Origin of the sequence: Bradyrhizobium sp. USDA 223 (assembly GCF_044909005.1) — a bacterium.
Classification (GTDB): domain Bacteria; phylum Pseudomonadota; class Alphaproteobacteria; order Rhizobiales; family Xanthobacteraceae; genus Bradyrhizobium; species Bradyrhizobium yuanmingense.
The window spans coordinates 7,361,693-7,380,731 of the sequence record NZ_JBIYDR010000001.1 but is presented as its reverse complement, the minus strand read 5'-3'; the positions used below and the strand labels follow the sequence as shown (position 1 = coordinate 7,380,731).

General features: G+C 64.1%; 14 protein-coding genes and 1 pseudogene. 6 read left to right on the top strand and 9 right to left on the bottom strand.

The window, feature by feature from the left end:
- Positions 1-96: 96 nt before the first annotated feature.
- Positions 97-552, bottom strand: coding sequence for an Lrp/AsnC family transcriptional regulator (locus ABIA40_RS34375; protein ID WP_404545671.1), 456 nt, complete (start codon positions 550-552; stop codon positions 97-99).
- A gap of 152 nt (positions 553-704) precedes the next feature.
- Here ABIA40_RS34375 and ABIA40_RS34370 point away from each other — a divergent pair, with 152 nt between their 5' ends.
- Together ABIA40_RS34370 and iaaH are read left to right on the top strand one after the other, a co-directional pair.
- Complete coding sequence (locus ABIA40_RS34370; protein ID WP_404545669.1) at positions 705-4,154, top strand: indolepyruvate ferredoxin oxidoreductase family protein; 3,450 nt, start codon at positions 705-707, stop codon at positions 4,152-4,154.
- 75 nt (positions 4,155-4,229) lie between these two features.
- Entirely contained in the window at positions 4,230-5,651 is a 1,422-nt protein-coding gene (iaaH, locus tag ABIA40_RS34365; protein WP_404545667.1) for an indoleacetamide hydrolase, read from the top strand.
- Positions 5,652-5,732: 81 nt separating this feature from the next.
- On the opposite strand, the gene ABIA40_RS34360 is transcribed toward iaaH, so the two are convergent.
- The gene (locus ABIA40_RS34360; RefSeq protein WP_404545665.1) at positions 5,733-6,752 is read right to left on the bottom strand and encodes a DUF3616 domain-containing protein; all 1,020 of its coding nucleotides are present in this window, start codon (positions 6,750-6,752) and stop codon (positions 5,733-5,735) included.
- A gap of 320 nt (positions 6,753-7,072) precedes the next feature.
- Complete coding sequence (locus tag ABIA40_RS34355; RefSeq protein WP_275497738.1) at positions 7,073-7,984, bottom strand: LysR family transcriptional regulator; 912 nt, start codon at positions 7,982-7,984, stop codon at positions 7,073-7,075.
- 189 nt (positions 7,985-8,173) lie between these two features.
- On the opposite strand from ABIA40_RS34355, the gene ABIA40_RS34350 reads away from it, so the two are divergent.
- The 3 genes and pseudogenes from ABIA40_RS34350 (at position 8,174) to ABIA40_RS34340 (ending at position 11,460) form a co-directional block, all read left to right on the top strand.
- The gene (locus ABIA40_RS34350) at positions 8,174-9,358 is read left to right on the top strand and encodes an HlyD family secretion protein (protein WP_404545663.1); all 1,185 of its coding nucleotides are present in this window, start codon (positions 8,174-8,176) and stop codon (positions 9,356-9,358) included.
- 4 nt (positions 9,359-9,362) lie between these two features.
- Positions 9,363-10,973, top strand: coding sequence for an MDR family MFS transporter (locus ABIA40_RS34345; protein WP_404545661.1), 1,611 nt, complete (start codon positions 9,363-9,365; stop codon positions 10,971-10,973).
- Positions 10,974-10,999: 26 nt separating this feature from the next.
- Positions 11,000-11,460 (top strand): annotated as a pseudogene (locus tag ABIA40_RS34340) (carboxymuconolactone decarboxylase family protein).
- Between the two features lie 136 nt (positions 11,461-11,596).
- Here the strand turns inward: ABIA40_RS34340 and ABIA40_RS34335 are convergent.
- The 6 genes from ABIA40_RS34335 to ABIA40_RS34310 form a co-directional block, all read right to left on the bottom strand.
- Positions 11,597-12,457 (bottom strand): D-amino-acid transaminase, encoded by an 861-nt coding sequence (locus ABIA40_RS34335; protein WP_057028294.1) that lies wholly within the window; start codon positions 12,455-12,457, stop codon positions 11,597-11,599.
- 185 nt (positions 12,458-12,642) lie between these two features.
- Entirely contained in the window at positions 12,643-13,374 is a 732-nt protein-coding gene (locus tag ABIA40_RS34330) for an amino acid ABC transporter ATP-binding protein (protein ID WP_128266202.1), read from the bottom strand.
- A gap of 12 nt (positions 13,375-13,386) precedes the next feature.
- Positions 13,387-14,079 carry an amino acid ABC transporter permease gene (locus tag ABIA40_RS34325; protein ID WP_128266201.1) on the bottom strand — a complete coding sequence of 231 codons (693 nt, stop codon included), beginning with the start codon at positions 14,077-14,079 and terminating at the stop codon, positions 13,387-13,389.
- A 3-nt stretch (positions 14,080-14,082) separates the two neighbouring features.
- Entirely contained in the window at positions 14,083-14,814 is a 732-nt protein-coding gene (locus ABIA40_RS34320) for an amino acid ABC transporter permease (protein WP_126259516.1), read from the bottom strand.
- 145 nt (positions 14,815-14,959) lie between these two features.
- Entirely contained in the window at positions 14,960-15,871 is a 912-nt protein-coding gene (locus ABIA40_RS34315; RefSeq protein ID WP_404545658.1) for an amino acid ABC transporter substrate-binding protein, read from the bottom strand.
- Between the two features lie 87 nt (positions 15,872-15,958).
- Positions 15,959-17,356 carry a M20 family metallopeptidase gene (locus ABIA40_RS34310; protein WP_404545656.1) on the bottom strand — a complete coding sequence of 466 codons (1,398 nt, stop codon included), beginning with the start codon at positions 17,354-17,356 and terminating at the stop codon, positions 15,959-15,961.
- Between the two features lie 296 nt (positions 17,357-17,652).
- Here ABIA40_RS34310 and ABIA40_RS34305 point away from each other — a divergent pair, with 296 nt between their 5' ends.
- Positions 17,653-19,032: an LLM class flavin-dependent oxidoreductase gene (locus ABIA40_RS34305; protein ID WP_404545654.1), complete on the top strand. Its 1,380-nt coding sequence runs from the start codon at positions 17,653-17,655 to the stop codon at positions 19,030-19,032.
- Positions 19,033-19,039: the final 7 nt, after the last annotated feature.

Here is a 19,039-nt window from a genome sequence, read left to right as displayed (position 1 = left end):
GAGGTCGAACCGCCCACGAATGGCATGTTCCGTCTACCAGTTTGCAGCCTGTGATGATTTACGGGAGGTTGATATCGCGGTGCCGTAGCACCTCCTTCAAAACGGCAGCGCCACGCTGGTCTTGATCTCCTTCAGCACCACGTTGCTACGGACGTAACGGATGCCGGGGATGCGGAACATGAACTCGTCGAGGAAGCGGTTGTAGGCCGCGATGTCCTGGACGACGACGCGGAGGTGATAATCGGCGTCCCCGGTGGTCGCAAAACACTCCAGCACCTCGCGGCGTTTGGTGACCCTCGCCACGAATTCATCGACGAACTTTGCATCGTGCCGCTCCAGCGAGACGTGGAGGATGGCGGACATCGCAAAGCCTGCCCGTTCGCGCGCGACCAGCGCCGCATAGCCCTGGATGACGCCGCTCTCCTCCAGCGCTCGCACCCGCCGCCAGCAGGCCGAGGTGGACATGCCGACCTCGTCGGCGAGTTGCTGGTTGGTGGCGCGGCCATCTCGCTGGAGATGGGCAAGAATGCGGGTGTCCTGCTCTTCGATCATGGGAGGCTCCAGTTCGAGCAGATCTACCAGATTCGACGTCTGCATGCAAAATTCTACCGAATTTCTATAGCAGAAGGGATAAATAGGTAAGACCTACCGGCGACCCAGGCATAACCTTCCATCACTGGGCAGGATGCCGCGCGAGGTCCGCCATGGACGCCATTCCGTCACTCGACACGTACGAGCTCTCCGATCGCTACGAGCGCGAGGAGGGCCGCGTCTTCCTCACGGGCACGCAGGCCATCGTCCGCATCGCGCTCGACCAGGCGCGACGAGACCGTGCGGCCGGGCTCAACACCGCCGGCTTCATCTCCGGCTATCGCGGCTCGCCGCTCGGTGGCATCGATCTCGAGCTCTGGCGCATCCAGCAGCGGCTCAAGCAGGACCGCATCGAATTCCTCCCCGCCGTGAACGAGGACCTCGCGGCGACCGCGGTGCTGGGATCGCAGCAGGTCGAGACGCAAGGCGACCGCGAGGTCGATGGCGTATTCGGGCTCTGGTACGGCAAGGGCCCGGGCGTCGATCGGTCCGGCGATGCGCTCAAGCACGGCAATGCCTATGGCTCCTCGCCGCATGGCGGCGTGCTGGTGGTCGCCGGCGACGACCATGGCTGCGTCTCCTCCTCGATGCCGCACCAGTCCGACGTCGCCTTCATGAGCTGGTTCATGCCGACGCTGCATCCGGGCGACGTCGGCGAATATCTGGCGTTCGGCGAATATGGCTACGCGCTGAGCCGCTTCTCCGGCATGTGGGTCGGCTTCAAGGCGATCTCCGAGATCGTGGAATCAGGCGCATCCGTCGCGCTGCGCCCGCCGCGCGTCTTCCGCACGCCCGATTTCACGCCGCCGCCCGGCGGCCTGCACTATCGCTGGCCCGATTTGCCGGGCCCGCAGATCGAGGAACGGCTGGAAGCCAAGAAGCACGCCGTCTACGCCTTCGCCAAGGCCAATCCGATCGACCGCCACATCTACGATATCCCCAGCGCCAGCTACGGCATCGTCACCACCGGCAAGGCGCATCTCGACCTGATGGAAGCGCTGCGGCTGATGGGCCTCGATGAAGCGGCCTGTCGCCGCATCGGCATCGACGTCTACAAGGTCGGCATGGTCTGGCCGCTGGCGCTGCACGACGCGATGGAGTTCGTGAAGGGCAAGCGCGAGATCCTGGTGGTCGAGGAGAAGCGCGGCATCATCGAGAGCCAGTTCAAGGAATATTTTTACGATTATCCCGGCAGCAAGCCCGAGCGCATGGTCGGCAAGCACGACGAAACCGGCGCACGGCTGATCTCCTGGATCGGCGAATTGTCGCCTCGCGCGCTCGCGAACGTGCTCGCGCGCCGGCTCGATCCGATGTTTCCGGGTCTCAATCTCGCCGCGCGCGCGGCCGCCCTGATGCCGGAGGCCGCGCGCACGATCAATGTCAGCGGCGCGACCCGCACGCCCTATTTCTGCTCGGGATGTCCGCACAACACCTCGACCAAAGTGCCGGAAGGATCGAAGGCGCTCGCCGGCATCGGCTGTCACTTCATGGCAAGCTGGATGGACCGCGAGACTTCCTCACTGATCCAAATGGGCGGCGAGGGCGTGAACTGGGCTGCTTCATCGCGATTCACCGGCCGCAAGCACGTGTTCCAGAATCTCGGCGAAGGCACCTACTACCATTCCGGCTCGATGGCGATCCGGCAGGCGATCGCGGCCAAGGCCAACATCACCTACAAGATCCTGTTCAACGACGCGGTCGCCATGACCGGCGGCCAGCCGGTCGACGGGCCCGTCAGCGTCCATGCCATCGCCCAGAGCGTCCGCGCCGAGGGTGTCGAGCGCATCGCCCTGGTGTCGGACGATCCCGCGCAATTCAGGCCGGCCGACCTGCCATCCGGCGTGACCATCCATCCGCGTGAGGAGATGGATGCCGTGCAGCGCGAGCTGCGCGAGGTTCCCGACGTCTCGGTGCTGATCTACCAGCAGACCTGCGCCACCGAGAAGCGGCGCCGGCGCAAGCGCGGGCAGATGGCCGATCCCAAGCGCTTCGCTTACATCAACGACCTCGTCTGCGAAGGCTGCGGCGACTGCTCGGTCGAATCCAACTGCCTCAGCGTCGAGCCGAAGGAGACGCCGTTCGGCCGCAAGCGGCAGATCAATCTGTCGTCCTGCAACAAGGATTTTTCCTGCCTCAACGGCTTCTGCCCGAGCTTTGTCACGATAGAAAGCGCGACGCGGCGGAAGAAGAGCGCGAGCCGGATCGATGCGGCCGGCCACGCCGCCACGCTACCCCTGCCCGCCCCCGCAACGCTCGAGCGGCCCTACGATCTCTTGGTGACCGGCGTCGGCGGCACCGGCGTGATCACCGTCGGCGCGCTGATCGGCATGGCCGCGCATCTGGAACGCCGCGGCGTTTCGGTGCTCGACTTCACCGGCTTTGCGCAGAAATTCGGGCCTGTGCTGAGCTACATTCGCCTGGCCGCGAGCCCCGAGGCGCTGCACCAGGTTCGCATCGACCAGGGCGCGGCCGATGCGCTGATCGGCTGCGACCTCGTCGTCAGCGCCTCGCCCAAGGCATCAGGCACATATCGCCGCGGCACCCGTGCCGCCGTCAATACCGCGGAAATGCCGACCGGCGACGTGGTCCGCTTCCGCGACGCCGATCTCGCTGCGCCAAGCCGCCTGCGCGCGATCGGTCAGGTCATCGGCGAGCACAATCTCGACGCGATCAATGCCAATGCGCTGGCCGAGCGCCTGCTCGGCGATGCCGTCTACGCCAACATCATCATGCTGGGCTTTGCCTGGCAGCGCGGTCTCGTCCCTGTCTCGTTGCAGGCGCTGATCCGCGCGATCGAGCTCAACGGCGTCGCGGTCGAACGCAACAAGCAGGCCTTTGCCTGGGGCCGGATCGCCGAGGCCGATCGGGATTTTCTGCCGACCTCGGACAAGGCACCTGAAGCCGAGACGCTCGACCAGCTCATTGCCCGGCGCGCCGAGTTCCTCACGGCCTATCAGAACGACGCCTACGCGGCGCGCTACCGGGCGATGGTCGGAAAGGTCCGCAATGCCGAGGCCAAGCTGAACAGTGAGGCGCTGACCGAGGCGGTCGCTCGCGGCCTGTTCAAGCTGATGGCCTACAAGGACGAGTACGAGGTGGCGCGGCTGCACATGCGAAGCGGCTTTCTCGACGAGCTGAAGCGTGAGTTCGAGGACGGCTTCAGCATCCAGTACCACCTTGCCCCGCCGTTCCTGCCCTCGCGGCGCGATGCTCGTGGACGTCCCCGCAAACGCGCCTTCGGCCAGTGGATCCAGATGCCTATGGCCATGCTCGCGCGCCTGAAGGGGTTGCGCGGAACGCCGTTCGATCCGTTCGGCTACACCGCGGAACGGCGCGCCGAGCGGGAGCTGATCGCCTGGTATGAGGGCCTGATCGAGCGGATGCTGGGCGAGCTCGACGCGGCGCATCTGCCAAATCTCGTGGCGATCGCCAAAGGCCCGATGGATATCCGCGGCTATGGCCCGGTGAAGGACATCGCGGTTGTGAAGGTGAAGGCCGACGTCGAGCGGCTACTCGCCGAACTGGACACACCAACGCCGGCAAGGATGCTCGCCACCGGTTGACGCGGCGCCGCGGACGCTTCAGCCTCTGCTCCTTAAGGGGCGCTCTGATGGCCTCCTGGAATCGGGTGATGCATCATGGATTTCGACCAGTTGACACTGACCGAGGCCGCGGCCGGCCTCGCCGCTGGGACATTCACGAGCACCGCACTCACCCGGGAAGCCCTGGCCCGCGCCAAGGCCAACGCCGAACTCAATGCCTTTGTCACCCTGGACGAAGCTGGCGCCTTGAAGGCCGCGGCCGTGTTCGACGCGGCAGGCGACAAGACAAAGCCGCTCGGCGGCGTACCTATCGTGATCAAGGACAATATCGAGGTCGCGGGACTGCCCTGCAGCGCCGGCACACCGGCGCTGAGGGATTACATTCCGAAGGCCGACGCGCCTGTCGTGACAAAGCTGCGCGATGCCGGAGCGGTCATCATCGGCAAGACCAGCATGCACGAGCTCGCCTTCGGTATCTCCGGCTACAACACCGCGTTCAAGACCGGCGCCGAGTATGGCGTGCGCAACGCCTATGATCGCACATTGATCGCCGGCGGCTCCTCGTCAGGCACGGGCGCGGCGATCGGCGCGCGGATCGTCGCCGGCGGGCTCGGCACGGACACCGGCGGATCGGTGCGGGTGCCTGCCGCCCTGAACGGATGCGCCTCGCTGCGCCCGACCGTCGGTCGCTACCCGCAAGACGGCATCGCGCCGATCTCGCACACCCGCGATACCGCAGGCCCGATGGCTGCGACCATGGCAGATGTCGCGCTGCTCGACCGCGTCATCGCCGGTGGCGATGCGCTTGCGCCGGCGGATCTGACTCAGGTCCGAGTCGGCCTCGCGAGATCGATGCTAGCCAATCTCGATGCCGACACCGAGGCCGCGTTCCAGGAAGCCGTCGCGAAAATGAAGATGCAAGGCGTCACGGTCGTCGAGATCGAGATGTCGCAACTGGCAGAGCTCGACGCCCAGGTCAGCTTTCCCGTCGCGCTGTACGAGGCCTATGACGATCTGGTCGCCTATCTCAGGCACACCGGCACCGGCCTCTCCATCGCGGCACTGGCGGAGCAGATCGCCAGCGCCGATGTGAAGGGCACCTATGACGGCTTGGTGATCCCGCGCAAGCTGCCTGGTCCCGACGGCACCCTGGTCGACGCCAAGCCGATCTACGACGCCGCGATCGAGATTGCGCGCCCCGCGCTGCAGGCGCTGTACGCCAGGAGCTTTGCCGACAACCGGCTCGATGCGATCGCCTTCCCGACCACGCCGCGCGTCGCCATCCCCTCCAATCCGGAGTCCAGCAGCCTCGAGAATTTCGGCCTGTTCATTCAGAACACGGACCCCGGCAGCAATGCCGGGATTCCCGGCATCCAGATCCCGATCGCGCTCGGTGCCAGCAGCAGATTGCCGATCGGGCTTGAGCTCGATGGCCCCGCTGGTAGCGATTCCCGCCTGCTCGCGATCGGCATGGCGCTCGAGGCTGCGTTTGGGCGCTTGCCGCCACCGGCTCGCTGACGGACTCCCTCCGGAAATGATCGAAGGTGGCGCCTCGTTCGTTCGGCCGGCCGGACAAGGCGAGGGGAGGTCCGATCCCGTTCATCGTGGTATTTCGATGGGGGTGGGCGTACCTTCCTTATCGCTGTCGAATACGATCAGGACGCGCAGTCCGGCGGAAGTCGCGCCCAACGGCAGTAGTCCCTCCGGCTTTCGCTTTGGATCGAACGGAAGTTCCTTCAATAGCCGTACGGTCTCGGACGCTCCGTCCCAAGAATATATTGCGTAGGCTCCCGGCCCGTCCGCACCAGGACCGGCCAGGATGAGGATGCGATCGCCGAACGCGGCGAGATCGCGTACACCCCTGTTGTCACCGAGCGGAAGTCGGAACAGCCGGTGAGTCGTGCTTTTTCGATCGCCGAACAGCGCGTCTATCTCTACCGACAGGACGACGGCGCGATTGTCGTTCAAGACGGGCCCCCGGAATCCCGCGAGCAACGTCCGATCGTCCTTGATCGCCACGCCCTCGATGGTCAAGCCGTTCTTCTCCAGCCTGATATCCATGAACTCGAGAAGCGCAGGTTCGGCCGCGATGACCTCTCGCAATTGCCCCGTACGCTCGATGCCCGACGCATTGCCATCTGCCCCCGTCGTGCGGAACCGAACGATCTGGCTGCTTGCGGCAATCCTCGCTCGAATCTTATCGGCATCTTTCTTGGGGTCGAGCTTGTGGTCCTTGTCCCGCGGATGGCCATGCGAGCCGATGACGTAATACTGCCGTTTGGAGAAGGCGACGCCCTCGCCATCAAGTTCGAGCGCCTTGCCATTGAACGTGTTGTCGATCAACTTCACGGGGCTGCCGGCGACGAGCTTGCCGTCGGTCAATTCGATGAATTGAGCGCCCTGGAGATTGTCGTCGATAACGAGGCACGAACGGGGAAACCCATCAGCGGTCGTGCAGGCGATGCCGCTGACATCCTTCGACGTGCCTCCGTCCTTGCCGATCAGCTTGTTCTTGACCGGCCACGCATCGTCGGCCGCAGCAGGAGAAGGCTGCACGCCACTCGCCATCACGAGGCCGAGTAGCAAAGTCGCAATCCATCCTGTTCTGGCAATGGTCATCGAAGCCTCCCTAGAGCGGCAGTCGGGCCAGACCAAGCCATCCAGCTCCATCACAGGGATGATGCCGCCGATCCCTTGCGAAGCTCACGCAAGCGAACGTTGACCGGCTTGCCGCCCGTCGATCCGTCAAACATGGAAGAGCAACAGATGGAAGAGGAGAAGCTAGAAAGCTGGCCCGGACGAAACGTCGTATCAAAAAAGGATCGAACCGATTGCCTCGGTCCCAAATACATCATTCATATCTCAGGTTGTATTGTTGCAGATAACTCGGTGATGTCAACACGCTTCCTGCCGCACGTGGAGCCCGCCTGTGAAAGGTCTCATGAATACGGGTTGATCAGCTTCTGCTGCTCGGCGCTGTGGTGCACGAGCAGGTCGATGAAGGTCCTCACCTTCGCCGACAGATGATGACGGTGCGGATAGACCGCGTTCATGGAGAGCTCGACCGTCCGATATTCCGGCAACAGGCGCACGAGGCGGCCGGCTTCGAGATCATCCTGAATGAGGAACCCCGCCATCAGGCAGATCGCGGCGCCCTCCAGCGCGACCTTGCGCAGCGCTTCTCCGCTATTGGTGACGAAGCTGCCGGAGACGCGCACCGAGGCCGGCGTGCCCTTGCGATCGAGGAAGCGCCATTCGTCGCCGAACGGATAGTTCAAGTGCCGACCACAATTGTGCCCGGCGAGTTCGTCGAGCTTTTGCACCCGGCCGTGCTTCTCGATGTAATCGTGGGAGCAACACAGCACGTGGCGCCAGGTGGCAAGGCTCCGCACGATCAGGCTCGAGTCCGGTGGCTGTGTCATGCGCAGGGCAACGTCATAGCCTTCCTCGATGAGGTCGACCTCGGCCTCGCCCATGCGCAGATCGATCTTGAGCTCCGGATAGGTCGACAGCAGTTTGGCCGCAATCGGCGCGACGAACGGCACCATGTGCGTGGCGACGTGAATGCGCAGCGTGCCGCGCGGCACCGACTGCAATTCGCTCGCGATGTCGTCGGCCTGTTCGATGTCGGCGAGAATCTGGACGCAGCGGTCGTAATAGGCCTTCCCGATCTCGGTTAGATTGACCTTGCGCGTGGTGCGGTGAAGCAGCCGCACCCCGAGCCGGTCTTCCAACGCCTGCACGTGATTGCTCACCATGGTGGTCGACATGTTGAGCTTGCGGGCTGCTGCGGAGAAGCCGCCGGTCTCGACCACCCGGCTGAACACTTCGAGGCTGGTCAATCGGTCCATGGCTTTCCTTGCACTGGGATGTGCGCCTCAGCAGCAATCGCGCTGGCGTAGCCGCGCGCCTGGGAGACATCACGAGCCAGGGTGACCGCTCGGATTATCCACCCTGAATGGATAATCCTTCCAGAATCTAGCCGATTATCATCCGCGCCAGCAAGACCGATAGTCTCAGCGAGCCGACAGGAGACTGCAATGTCCGAAATGCCCCGCACCGAGACCTTCCAGCAAGCCACTGAAATCACGCGCGATTACGCCAAGGCGCCGCCCGCTATGCCGGCCCGGCGGAACAGGGTCCGGCGGGCGGCCTTGGTGCTCGCACTGCTCGCAACCACTGCGACCATGGGCTACTACGGACACGATTACTGGGCCAACGGCCGCTACCTCGAATCCACCGACGACGCCTATGTGAAGGCGGACTCCACGATCGTTGCGCCGAAGGTCTCTGGCTACATCGCCAAGGTGCTGGTCGGGGACAATGAGAAGGTTCGGGCGGGCCAGCTGCTGGCCAAGATCGACGACCGCGATTTCAAGGCGGCGCTCGACCAGGCGAAAGCCGACGTCGCTGCCGGCGAAGCCTCGGTCCGCAACATCGACGCCCAGCTCGAACTGCAGCAGCCGATCATCGAACAGAGCACCGCCGACGTCGCAGCTGCAGAAGCCAATCTGAAATTCGCGCAGGAGGAGCGCGCCCGCTACGACGACCTCATGAAGTCGGGCTCCGGCACGATCCAGCGCGCGCAGCAGACCGACGCGGCGCTGCGCGCCAGCAGCGCACAATTGCAGCATGCCAAGTCCGGCCTCGTCGCCGCGCAGCGCAAGGTCGACGTGCTCACCACCCAGCGCGCTCAGGCCACCGCCCAGCTCGAACGCGCCCGCGCGGTCGCGCAGCAGGCGGCGCTGAACCTGTCCTATACCGAGATCACCGCGCCGGTGGACGGCACGGTCGGCGCCCGCAGCTTGCGTGTCGGCCAATACGTGCAGGCCGGCACGCAATTGATGGCGGTGGTGCCGCTCGACGCCGTCTACGTCGTCGCCAATTTCAAGGAGACCCAGCTCACGCATGTGCGGCCGGGCCAGCCGGTCGAGCTGCACGTCGACAGCTTCCGCAACATCAGCCTGCGCGGCCATGTCGACAGCCTGTCGCCGGCGAGCGGGCTCGAATTCGCGCTGCTGCCGCCCGACAACGCCACCGGCAACTTCACCAAGATCGTGCAGCGCGTTCCGGTGAAGATCGTGCTCGACGACCACAGCCTCACCGGCTTGCTGCGGCCCGGCATGTCCGCGGTGCCGACCGTCGACACCAAACAGGCGGTGCTGGCCGAGCGGGAGACGGCCAAGCGTCTCGCCGGCAGTACGTCCCGCGCGAATGGCGGTTGAAACCATGAGCACGCTCCAACCGACGGTCGACGCCGCTGCCGGCCTCCCCGCCCCCGCTGCCCCCCTCACGCCCGCGGTGTCGACAAAAACCTGGATCGCGGTGATCGGCGCCACGCTCGGCGCCTTCATGGCAGTTCTGAACATCCAGATCGTCAACGCCTCGCTCGCGGACATCCAGGGCGCGATCGGCGCCGGCATCGACGACGGCGGCTGGATCTCGACCTCCTATTTGATCGCCGAGATCGTGGTGATCCCGCTGTCCGGCTGGCTGGCGCAGGTGCTCTCGATCCGCATCTATCTCCTCACCAACGCGATCCTGTTCCTGGTTCTGTCCGCGGCCTGCGCGCTGGCGCAGGATCTGTCGCAGATGATCGTGCTGCGCGCCATCCAGGGCTTCACCGGCGGCGTGCTGATCCCGATGGCCTTCACGCTGATCATCATGCTGCTGCCGCGCGCCAAGCAGCCGGTCGGCCTTGCGCTGTTCGCGCTGTCGGCGACTTTCGCGCCGGCGATCGGCCCGACCATCGGCGGCTATCTCACCGAGAATTTCGGCTGGCAATACATCTTCTACGTCAACCTGGTGCCCGGCGCGATCATGGTCGGCATGCTCTGGTACGCGCTCGAGCCCAAGCCGATGAAGCTGGCGCTGCTTCGCGAGGGCGACTGGGCCGGCATCATCACCATGGCGATCGGCCTGTCCGCGCTCCAGACCGTGCTGGAGGAAGGCAACAAGGACGACTGGTTCGGCTCGCCGTTCATCGTCAAGCTCTCGATCATCGCCGCTGTTGCGCTGACGGCATTCCTGATCATCGAGCTCACGGTGAAGAAGCCGCTGCTCAATCTGCGTCTGCTCGTGCGTCGCAATTTCGGCTTCGGTATGCTCGCGAACTTCCTGCTCGGCATTGCACTCTACGGCTCCGTGTTCATCCTGCCGCAATATCTGGCGCGTATTCAGGGCTACAATGCCGAGCAGATCGGCATGGTGCTGGCCTGGACCGGGCTGCCGCAACTCGTGCTGATCCCGCTGGTGCCCCGCCTGATGCAGAAGCTCGATGCGCGGTTCATCATCGGCGTCGGCTTCGTTCTGTTCGCAGCATCAAATTTCATGAACATTTACATGACCAACGACTATGCCGCTGACCAGCTGCTGTGGCCCAATGTCGTGCGCGCCATCGGCCAGGCGCTGGTGATGGCGCCGTTGTCGGCGGTGGCGACGGCAGGCATCGAAGCGGAGAATGCGGGCTCGGCCTCCGGCCTGTTCAACATGATGCGCAATCTCGGCGGCGCCGTCGGCATCGCGCTGCTGCAAACCTTGCTGTCCAAGCGCGAGCAATATCACTCCAACGTGCTGATGCAGTCGGTCTCTGTGTTCGAGGAGGCCACGCGCACGCGGCTCGAGCAGCTCACGCAATATTTCGTCAATCACGGCGTTCTCGACCGTGCGGACGCCGCGCATCGCGCCTATGTCGCGATCGGCCATACCGTACAGAAGCAGGCCTTCATCTTCGCCTTCAGCGACACGTTCTACTTGCTCGGCATGGCGCTGATCGTTGCCCTCGTCGCCGTATTCTTTCTGAAGAAGCCCGGCCAAGTCTCGGCCGGCGGAGCCCACTAACCCAACCAAAGAAAAGGAGAACGACCATGAAGCCCCGCATGAACTACTACCAGGCCGCGCCCGATACGATCAAAGCGCTGATGGCGCTTGAGCAGCAGATCCAGTCGACGGGCCTGGAGAAATCGCTGATCGAGCTGGTCAAGATCCGGGCCTCGCAGATCAACGGCTGCGCCTTCTGCATCAACATGCACACCGAGGACGCCCGCAAGCGCGGCGAGACCGAGCAGCGCATCTACCTGCTCAACGCTGGCGCGAATCCCCGCTCTATTCCGACCGCGAGCGCGCCGCGCTGGCCTGGACCGAAGCGGTGACGCTGATCGCCCAGACGCACGCGCCCGACGAGACTTACGAACAGGTTCGCGCGCAGTTCTCCGAGGAGGAGACGGTGAACCTGACCATGCTGATCGGTGCCATCAATGCCTGGAACAGGATCGCGATCGCGTTCCGCGCCGTGCATCCGGTGAAGGTGAAGGCGTCGGTGGCGTAGGCTGCAGCGCCGTCTCGGACGCAGTCTTGTAGGGTGGGCAAAGGCGCACTTGCGCCGTGCCCACCATCTCTCCATGAACTCAAGAAAAGGTGGGCACGCTTCGCTTTGCCCACCCTACGGCAGCCGAGTGTGTGGCTCAGACCGCCGTCGCCTTGGCGAAGTCCACGTAGATCTCGCGCAGGCGCGTCGCCATCGGGCCGGGCTTGCCGTCGCCGATCGTCTTGCCGTCGATGGCGACCACTGGCTGCACGAACGAGGATGCGCTGGTGATGAATGCTTCCTTGGCGGCGAGCGCTTCGGCGACCGTGAAGGAGCGTTCCTCGACGCGCAGCTGGCGCTCCTCGGCAAGCGCAATCACGGCCTTGCGGGTGCAGCCGGGCAGGATCGCGTTGGAGTTCTGGCGGGTGACGATGACATCGTCCTTGGTCAGGATGAACGCGGTGGACGAGCCGCCTTCGGTCACATAGCCATCCTGTAGCATCCAGGCTTCGCCGGCGCCGGCTTCCGCCGCGGCCTGCTTTGCCAGCACCTGCGCCAGCAGCGCCACGCTCTTGATGTCGCGGCGCTCCCAGCGGATGTCGGGCACCGTGATGACATTGATGCCGGTCTTGGCCACCGCGGCGTTGATGATGTCCTTCTCGGACGTGAACATCACCAGGCTCGACTTGACGTCAGCCTTGGGAAACGGGAAGTCGCGGCCCTTGTCGGCGCCGCGCGTCACCTGGAGATAGACGAGGCCGTTCACGAGCTTGTTGCGCGCGATCAGCTCCTTCTGCAGCTCGGTGATGCGCTCGATGGTCTCCGGCAGCTTCAACTTGATCTCGCCGACGGACCGCTCCAGCCGCGCCAGATGCGAAGCATTGTCGACCAGCTTGCCGTCGAGCACGGCCGAGACCTCGTAGATGCCGTCGGCGAACAGGAAGCCCCGATCGAGCACCGAGATCTTGGCTTCCGAGAGCGGGACGAATGAGCCGTTGACGTAGGCGATCGAGTCCAAGGCAGGTCTCCTGGGGAGGGAAGGGATTTGGCCACGGGTATAGGAGATTTGGCGGGCTCGATAAACCCACGATCCGTCATTCCGGGGCATTCGCAAGGCGAATGAGCCCGGAATCCATCTCACCGCGGTACTGCCGCATGATGGATCCCGGGCTCGCGCTATGCGCGCCCCGGGATGACGACCGGTTAATGCGACAAAATCTTCGACAAGAACTTCTGTGCGCGGTCGCTGCGGGGCTTGCCGAAGAAGTCTTCCTTCGCCGCGTCCTCGACGATCTCGCCACGGTCCATGAAGATCACGCGATTGGCCACTTTGCGGGCAAAGCCCATCTCGTGGGTGACAACCATCATGGTCATGCCCTCATGAGCGAGGTCCACCATGACGTCGAGCACCTCACTGACCATTTCCGGATCGAGCGCCGAGGTCGGCTCGTCGAACAGCATGACGATCGGATCCATGGCGAGCGCACGGGCGATCGCGACGCGCTGCTGCTGGCCGCCGGACAGGTTCGCGGGATACTTTTGCGCCTGTTCCTTGAGGCCCACGCGCTCCAGCAGCTGCATGCCTTTCGCCATCGCCTTGTCGCGCGACCGGTCGAGCACCTTCTCCTGCGCGAGACAGAGATTGTCGATGATCTTCAGGTGAGGAAACAGCTCGAAGTGCTGGAACACCATGCCGACGCGCGAACGCAGCTTCGGCAGGTTGGTCTTGGGATCGTTCACCTTGATGCCGTCGACCAGGATGTCGCCGCTCTGGAACGGCTCCAGCGCATTGACGCATTTGATCAGCGTCGACTTGCCCGAGCCCGAGGGGCCGCAGACCACGACCACCTCACCCTTGGTGACATTGGTGGTGCAGTCGGTCAGCACCTGGAAGGTGGGGCTGTACCATTTGTTGACGTGGCTGATTTCGATCATGAGCGGGGAGCCCTAGCGAATGATGGCGATGCGCGCCTGGAGGCGGCGGACGCCGTAGGACGCGATACAGGAGATGGTGAAGTAGACCACGGCGGCGAACAGATACATTTCGACCAGGCGGCCGTCACGCTGCGCCACCTTGCTCGCCGCGCCCAGGAAGTCGGTGATCGACAGGACGTAGACCAGCGAGGTGTCCTGGAACAGCACGATGGTTTGCGTGATCAGCACCGGCAGCATGTTGCGGAAGGCCTGCGGCAGCACGACGTAGCGCATGGTCTGGGCGTAGGTCAGCCCCAGCGCACTCGCCGCGGCCGGCTGGCCGCGCGAGATCGACTGGATGCCGGCGCGCATGATCTCGGAGAAATACGCCGCCTCGAACATGATGAAAGTGACGAGCGAGGACGTGAACGCGCCGACGCTGATCGGACGCGAGGCGCCTGTCACCCACTGCCCGATATAGGGCACCAGGAAGTAGAACCAGAAGATCACCAACACCAGTGGCAGCGAGCGCATGAAGTCGACATAGATGCCGGCGATGCGGCCCAGAATCTTGAATCCGGACAGGCGCATCAGGGCGAGCGCCGTGCCGAAGACGAGACCGCCGAGAGCTGCGAGGAAGGTCAGCGTCAGGGTGAACGTCATGCCCTCGTAGAACAGATAGGGCAGCGCGCGGCGGATGACATCGAAATCGAGATTGCCGAACATCGCTTATTTCCCCGTGATGTAGCCGGGGATCGCGACCCAGCGCTCGAGGAAGCGCATCGCGGTCACGACGACGGCGTTGACGAGGAGATAGAGGATGGTCGCGGCGGTGAAGGCCTCGAACACCTGGAACGAGAATTCCTGCATCGAGCGCGCCTGTCCGGTCAGCTCGAGCAGGCCGATGGTGATCGCGACGGCCGTGTTCTTGATGGTGTTGAGGAATTCAGACGTCAGCGGCGGCAGGATGATGCGGAAGGCCATCGGCAGCAGCACGTAACGATAGCCCTGCGCGGTGGTGAGGCCCAGCGCCGTTGCCGCCATCTTCTGCCCACGCGGCAGCGAGCCGATGCCGGCCTGCAGCTGCACGGCCACGCGCGCCGACATGAAGAAGCCGACGCCGATCGCCGCCGTCCAGAACGGCGCGTTCGGCAGTTGCTTCAGCCAAGTGCCGGCGCCTTTTGGCAACAGCTCCGGGAGTACGAAGTACCACAGGAAGAGCTGCACGAGCAGGGGCATGTTGCGGAAGAATTCGACGTAGGCGAAGCCGAACCAGTTCGCTCCCTTCGACGGCAGCGTGCGCATCACGCCGACGAGCGAGCCGGTGATCAGTGCAATGACCCAAGCCAGCGCCGCGGTCTTGAGGGTCAGCACCAGGCCCGACAGCAGCATGTCGAGGTAGGTGCCGGTCCCCATCGGGTTCGGCTGGAAGAAGATTCCCCAGTTCCAGTTATAGTTCACGTGTCCCCCGCGCGAACGCGCCCGTCATTGGACGTCTTCAGAGAAGTCTTGTTCAGAGCAGTCCTGGGCGCCTATGCAAATGTCCGGCCACCCTGGTGTCAAGAGTGGCCGGACATGATCCCGATCGAAAGATCGAGGTTTTACCTTACTTGTAATCGTCCGGGTTCGGCGAGTCCGTCGGCTTGGCGAACTCGTTCTTCAGCTCGGCCGAGATCGGCGTGTTGAGGTTCAGGCCCTTCGGCGGGATCTTCTGGGTGAACCATTTGTTGTAGATCTTCTCGGCCTCGCCCGAGGTGTAGAGCGCCGCGGTCGCGGCATCGACCACCTTCTTGAAGGCGGGATCGTCCTTGCGCAGCATGATGCCGTAGGGCTCGGGCTTGGAGAACGCATCCTTGGAGATGACATAGTCGTCCGGGTTCTTCGAGCCGGCGACGAGGCTCGCCAGCAGGATGTCGTCCATGACGAAGGCGACCGCGCGGTCGGTCTCGACCATCAGGAAGGCTTCGGCGTGATCCTTGGCCGGGATGATATTGGCGCCGAGGCCTTTGGCGACATTGGCCTCGGTGAGCTGCTTGATGTTGGTGGTGCCGGCGGTCGAGACCACGGTCTTGCCCTTGAGATCGTCGATCGATTTCAGGCCGCTCGACTTCTTGAAGACATAGCGGCTGGCCGTCAGGTAGTGGGTGTTGGTGAAGGCGACCTGCTTCTGACGCTCGGCATTGTTAGTGGTCGAGCCGCATTCGAGGTCGATGGTGCCATTGGCCATCAGCGGGATACGGGTCGCTGAGGTCACCGGGTTGAGCTTGACCTCGAGCTTGTCGAGCTTGAGCTCCTTCTTCACGGCGTCGACGATCTTGTAGCAGATGTCCATCGCGAACCCGACGGGCTTCTGGTTGTCGTCGAGATAAGAGAACGGGATCGAGGAATCGCGGAAGCCGAGCGTGATCGCGCCGGTGTCCTTGATGTTCTTCAGCGTGCCGGTCAGCTCCTGGGCCCCGACTTGGCTGACGACGAAGGTCGCGGCGAGCGCGAGCCCGATGTGACGGAAATGTTTCACGTTTTTCTTCCCCTTTCGGATGATGCGGCCCGGATGCAAGCACAAATCGGGCCGGATTAGAATGTAACTTTCGGCTGGATCATCGGCTCAGGTTAACGGGCCTGTCAGTGGCTTTGGCAGCTCGCCGAGATCCCAGAACAGCCCGGCCATCACCGTCAAGGCCTCTTCGGTCAATGGCAGCAGGATGTGCTCATTGGGCGCATGCTGGGAGCAGCCGGGATAGGAGTGCGGCACCCAGATCGTCGGCAGTCCCAGGATCTCGGAAAACACGTCGTTGGGCAGCGAGCCGCCGAAATTCGGCAGCACGGCCGGCGCCTTGCCGGTGGTCTGCTGCACCGAATCCGCCGCCCATTTGATCCACGGGCTGTCGAAATCGGTGCGCGATGCAGCAAAACTCTGCGCGGCGCGCACCTCGACCATCGGAAAACCGCGTCCGACCAGATGCGCGCGGACCGCGTCGATCAGCCCGTCAACCTTCGTCCCGACCACGAAACGCAGTTGCAGCACCGCATTGGCATGGCCCGGAATCGCGTTGGCCGGCTTCTCGATATTGCCCGAGGACATCGCCAGCACTTCCAGCGTGTTCCAGGCGTAGAGCCGTTCAGCGGCCGAAAGACCCTCCTCGCCCCAATTTTCGGCCAGCGCCGGCTCGTCCGCGGTCGGCACCACCTCGACGTCGGCGAGATAGGCGCGGATCTGGTTGGTCAGCCGCGGCGGCTTCAAGGCATCGAGCTGGAGACGGCCGCGGCCGTCGACCAGGGTGGAGATCGCGTTGACCAGGATGGTCGCAGGGTTGGCGAGCACGCCACCCCAATTGCCGGAATGGTGACCGCCGTCGCGCAAGTTCACGTCGAGATGGATGCGGATGCCGCCCCGGCAGCCGAGAAAGAGCGTCGGCCGATCGGCCGAGAGGCGCGGCCCGTCGGAGGCCATGAACAGGTCGGCCTTGAGAGCCTCGCGGTGGAGATCGCAGACCTTGCCGAGATCGGGCGAGCCGATCTCCTCGCCCATCTCGATAATGAACTTGGCGTTGAAGCCGAGCTTACCGCCGCGCGCCTCGCGCACTGCACGCAGCCCGGCCATGTTGATGCTGTGCTGGCCCTTGTTGTCGGCGGTGCCGCGGCCATAGAGGCGCGTGCCGGAAGCATTGGTGCGCCAGGGATCCCGGCCATCACGCCACTCGCCTTCCATACCGTCGACGACGTCGCCATGGCCGTAGACCAGCACGGTCGGCGCAGACGCGCTCTCGTGATGCTCGGCGAACAGGAACGGCGCCTTGCCGCTCGGGGATTCGACGATGCGGCTGGAAAAATCGAGCGCGGCGAAAGCCGGCTGCATCTCCTGCTCCAGATAGGCACGCAGCTCGGGGCCGCGCTGCGGATTCTGGCTCTCGGTCTTGTAGGCGACGCGGCGGTCGAGTTCGGCGAGGAACGCGCCGGACTTGAAATCCTCACGGGCGCGGGCGATGGCGTCGGCTCTGGTCATACTTGCTTTTCGAGATGTGAGACGAAGGACCTTACCTGAGGCGGGTTGGCCTTCGAAAGTGGCGGGGACTGGATAGTTCTTGTAGTTCTCTTCTCGTGGTTCTCTTGGGATTTTCGTTCTTGCTTCCTTGAGACTGGCTTGCCAAGCGCAGCTGCGACGCTGACTTTGGCCTTGCCAAGCGCAAGCCTTCTATTCTTGGCCCTTGCCAAGGGCCAATTATATGCAAGAACTTCGCCAAGTTGGGGCGCACGTCTATCATTCGAAGAGCGCTCAGTACAGAGCGCCGAGGGACCAGCATGGCCAAAGAGATCAGGCTCAACGCCTTTGCGATGAATTGCGTCGCACACCAATCACCGGGCCTGTGGACCCATCCGCGCGACCGCACCGCCGAGTATAACCGCCTGCCCTACTGGATCGATCTCGCGAAGACGCTGGAGCGCGGCCGTTTCGACGGGCTGTTCCTGGCCGACGTGCTTGGCGTCTACGACGTCTATGGCAACAGCCCTGACGCAGCCTTGCGCAATGCAGCGCAGACGCCATCGAACGAGCCGCTGCTGCTACTATCGGCGATGGCGGCGGTGACGCAAAATCTCGGCTTCGGCGTCACCAGCAATCTGTCCTTCGAGCCGCCCTATCCGTTCGCACGGCGGATGTCGACGCTCGATCACCTCACCGAGGGGCGGATCGGCTGGAACGTCGTCACGGGCTATCTCGACAGCGCCGCGCGCGGTGCGGGCAGGGACAAGCAGACCGGGCATGACGACCGCTACGACATCGCCGACGAATATATGGAGGTCGTCTACAAGCTCTGGGAAGGAAGCTGGGAGGACGATGCCGTGCTGCGCGACCGCAAGCGCGGCATCTTCACCGACCCGGCAAAAGTTCATCGCGTCAATCATGAGGGCGCGAACTACCGCATCAACAACACCATTCACCTCAGCGAGCCCTCGCCGCAGCGCACGCCGGTGCTGTACCAGGCCGGCACCTCGCCGCGCGGCCGGCAATTCGCGGCCAGGCACGCCGAGTGCGTGTTCATGTCGGGACCGTCGGCCAAGGTGATCGCGCCGCGCGTCTCCGCGATCCGGCAGGAGGCTGCCGCGCTCGGCCGCAACCCCGCCGAAATCCTGATGTTCTCGATGATGACGATCATCCTCGGCCGGACGGAGGCCGAGGCGAAGGAAAAATACGCCGACTACCGCCGCCACATCAGCCCCGAAGGCGCGCTGGCGCTGATGTCGGGATGGACCGGTGTCGACTTCTCCGGCTACGACCTCGACCAGCAGGTGCGCCACGTCCAGAACGATGCCGGCCGCAGCGCCATGGACAACGTCACCCGCGCCGACCCCGACCGCGTCTGGAGCGTGCGCGACGTCATCGAGCATGTCGGCATCGGCGGCGCCGGTCCGGTCGTGGTCGGCACATCGGAAAGTGTCACCGACAAGATCGAAGACTGGTTCGAGAAGACCGACGTCGACGGCCTCAACGTCGCGTTCGCGATCTCGCCCGGCGATTTCGAGGACATCGCCGACATGCTGGTGCCGGAGCTGACACGGCGCGGGCGGTACAAGCGCGAATACGCCAAGGGCACGTTGCGGGAGAAGCTGTTCGGTGGGGGCCGCGCGCGGTTAAGTGCGCCGCATCCGGCCGCGGGGTATCGCGTGGGGAAGAAGGGGTAGGCGGAAA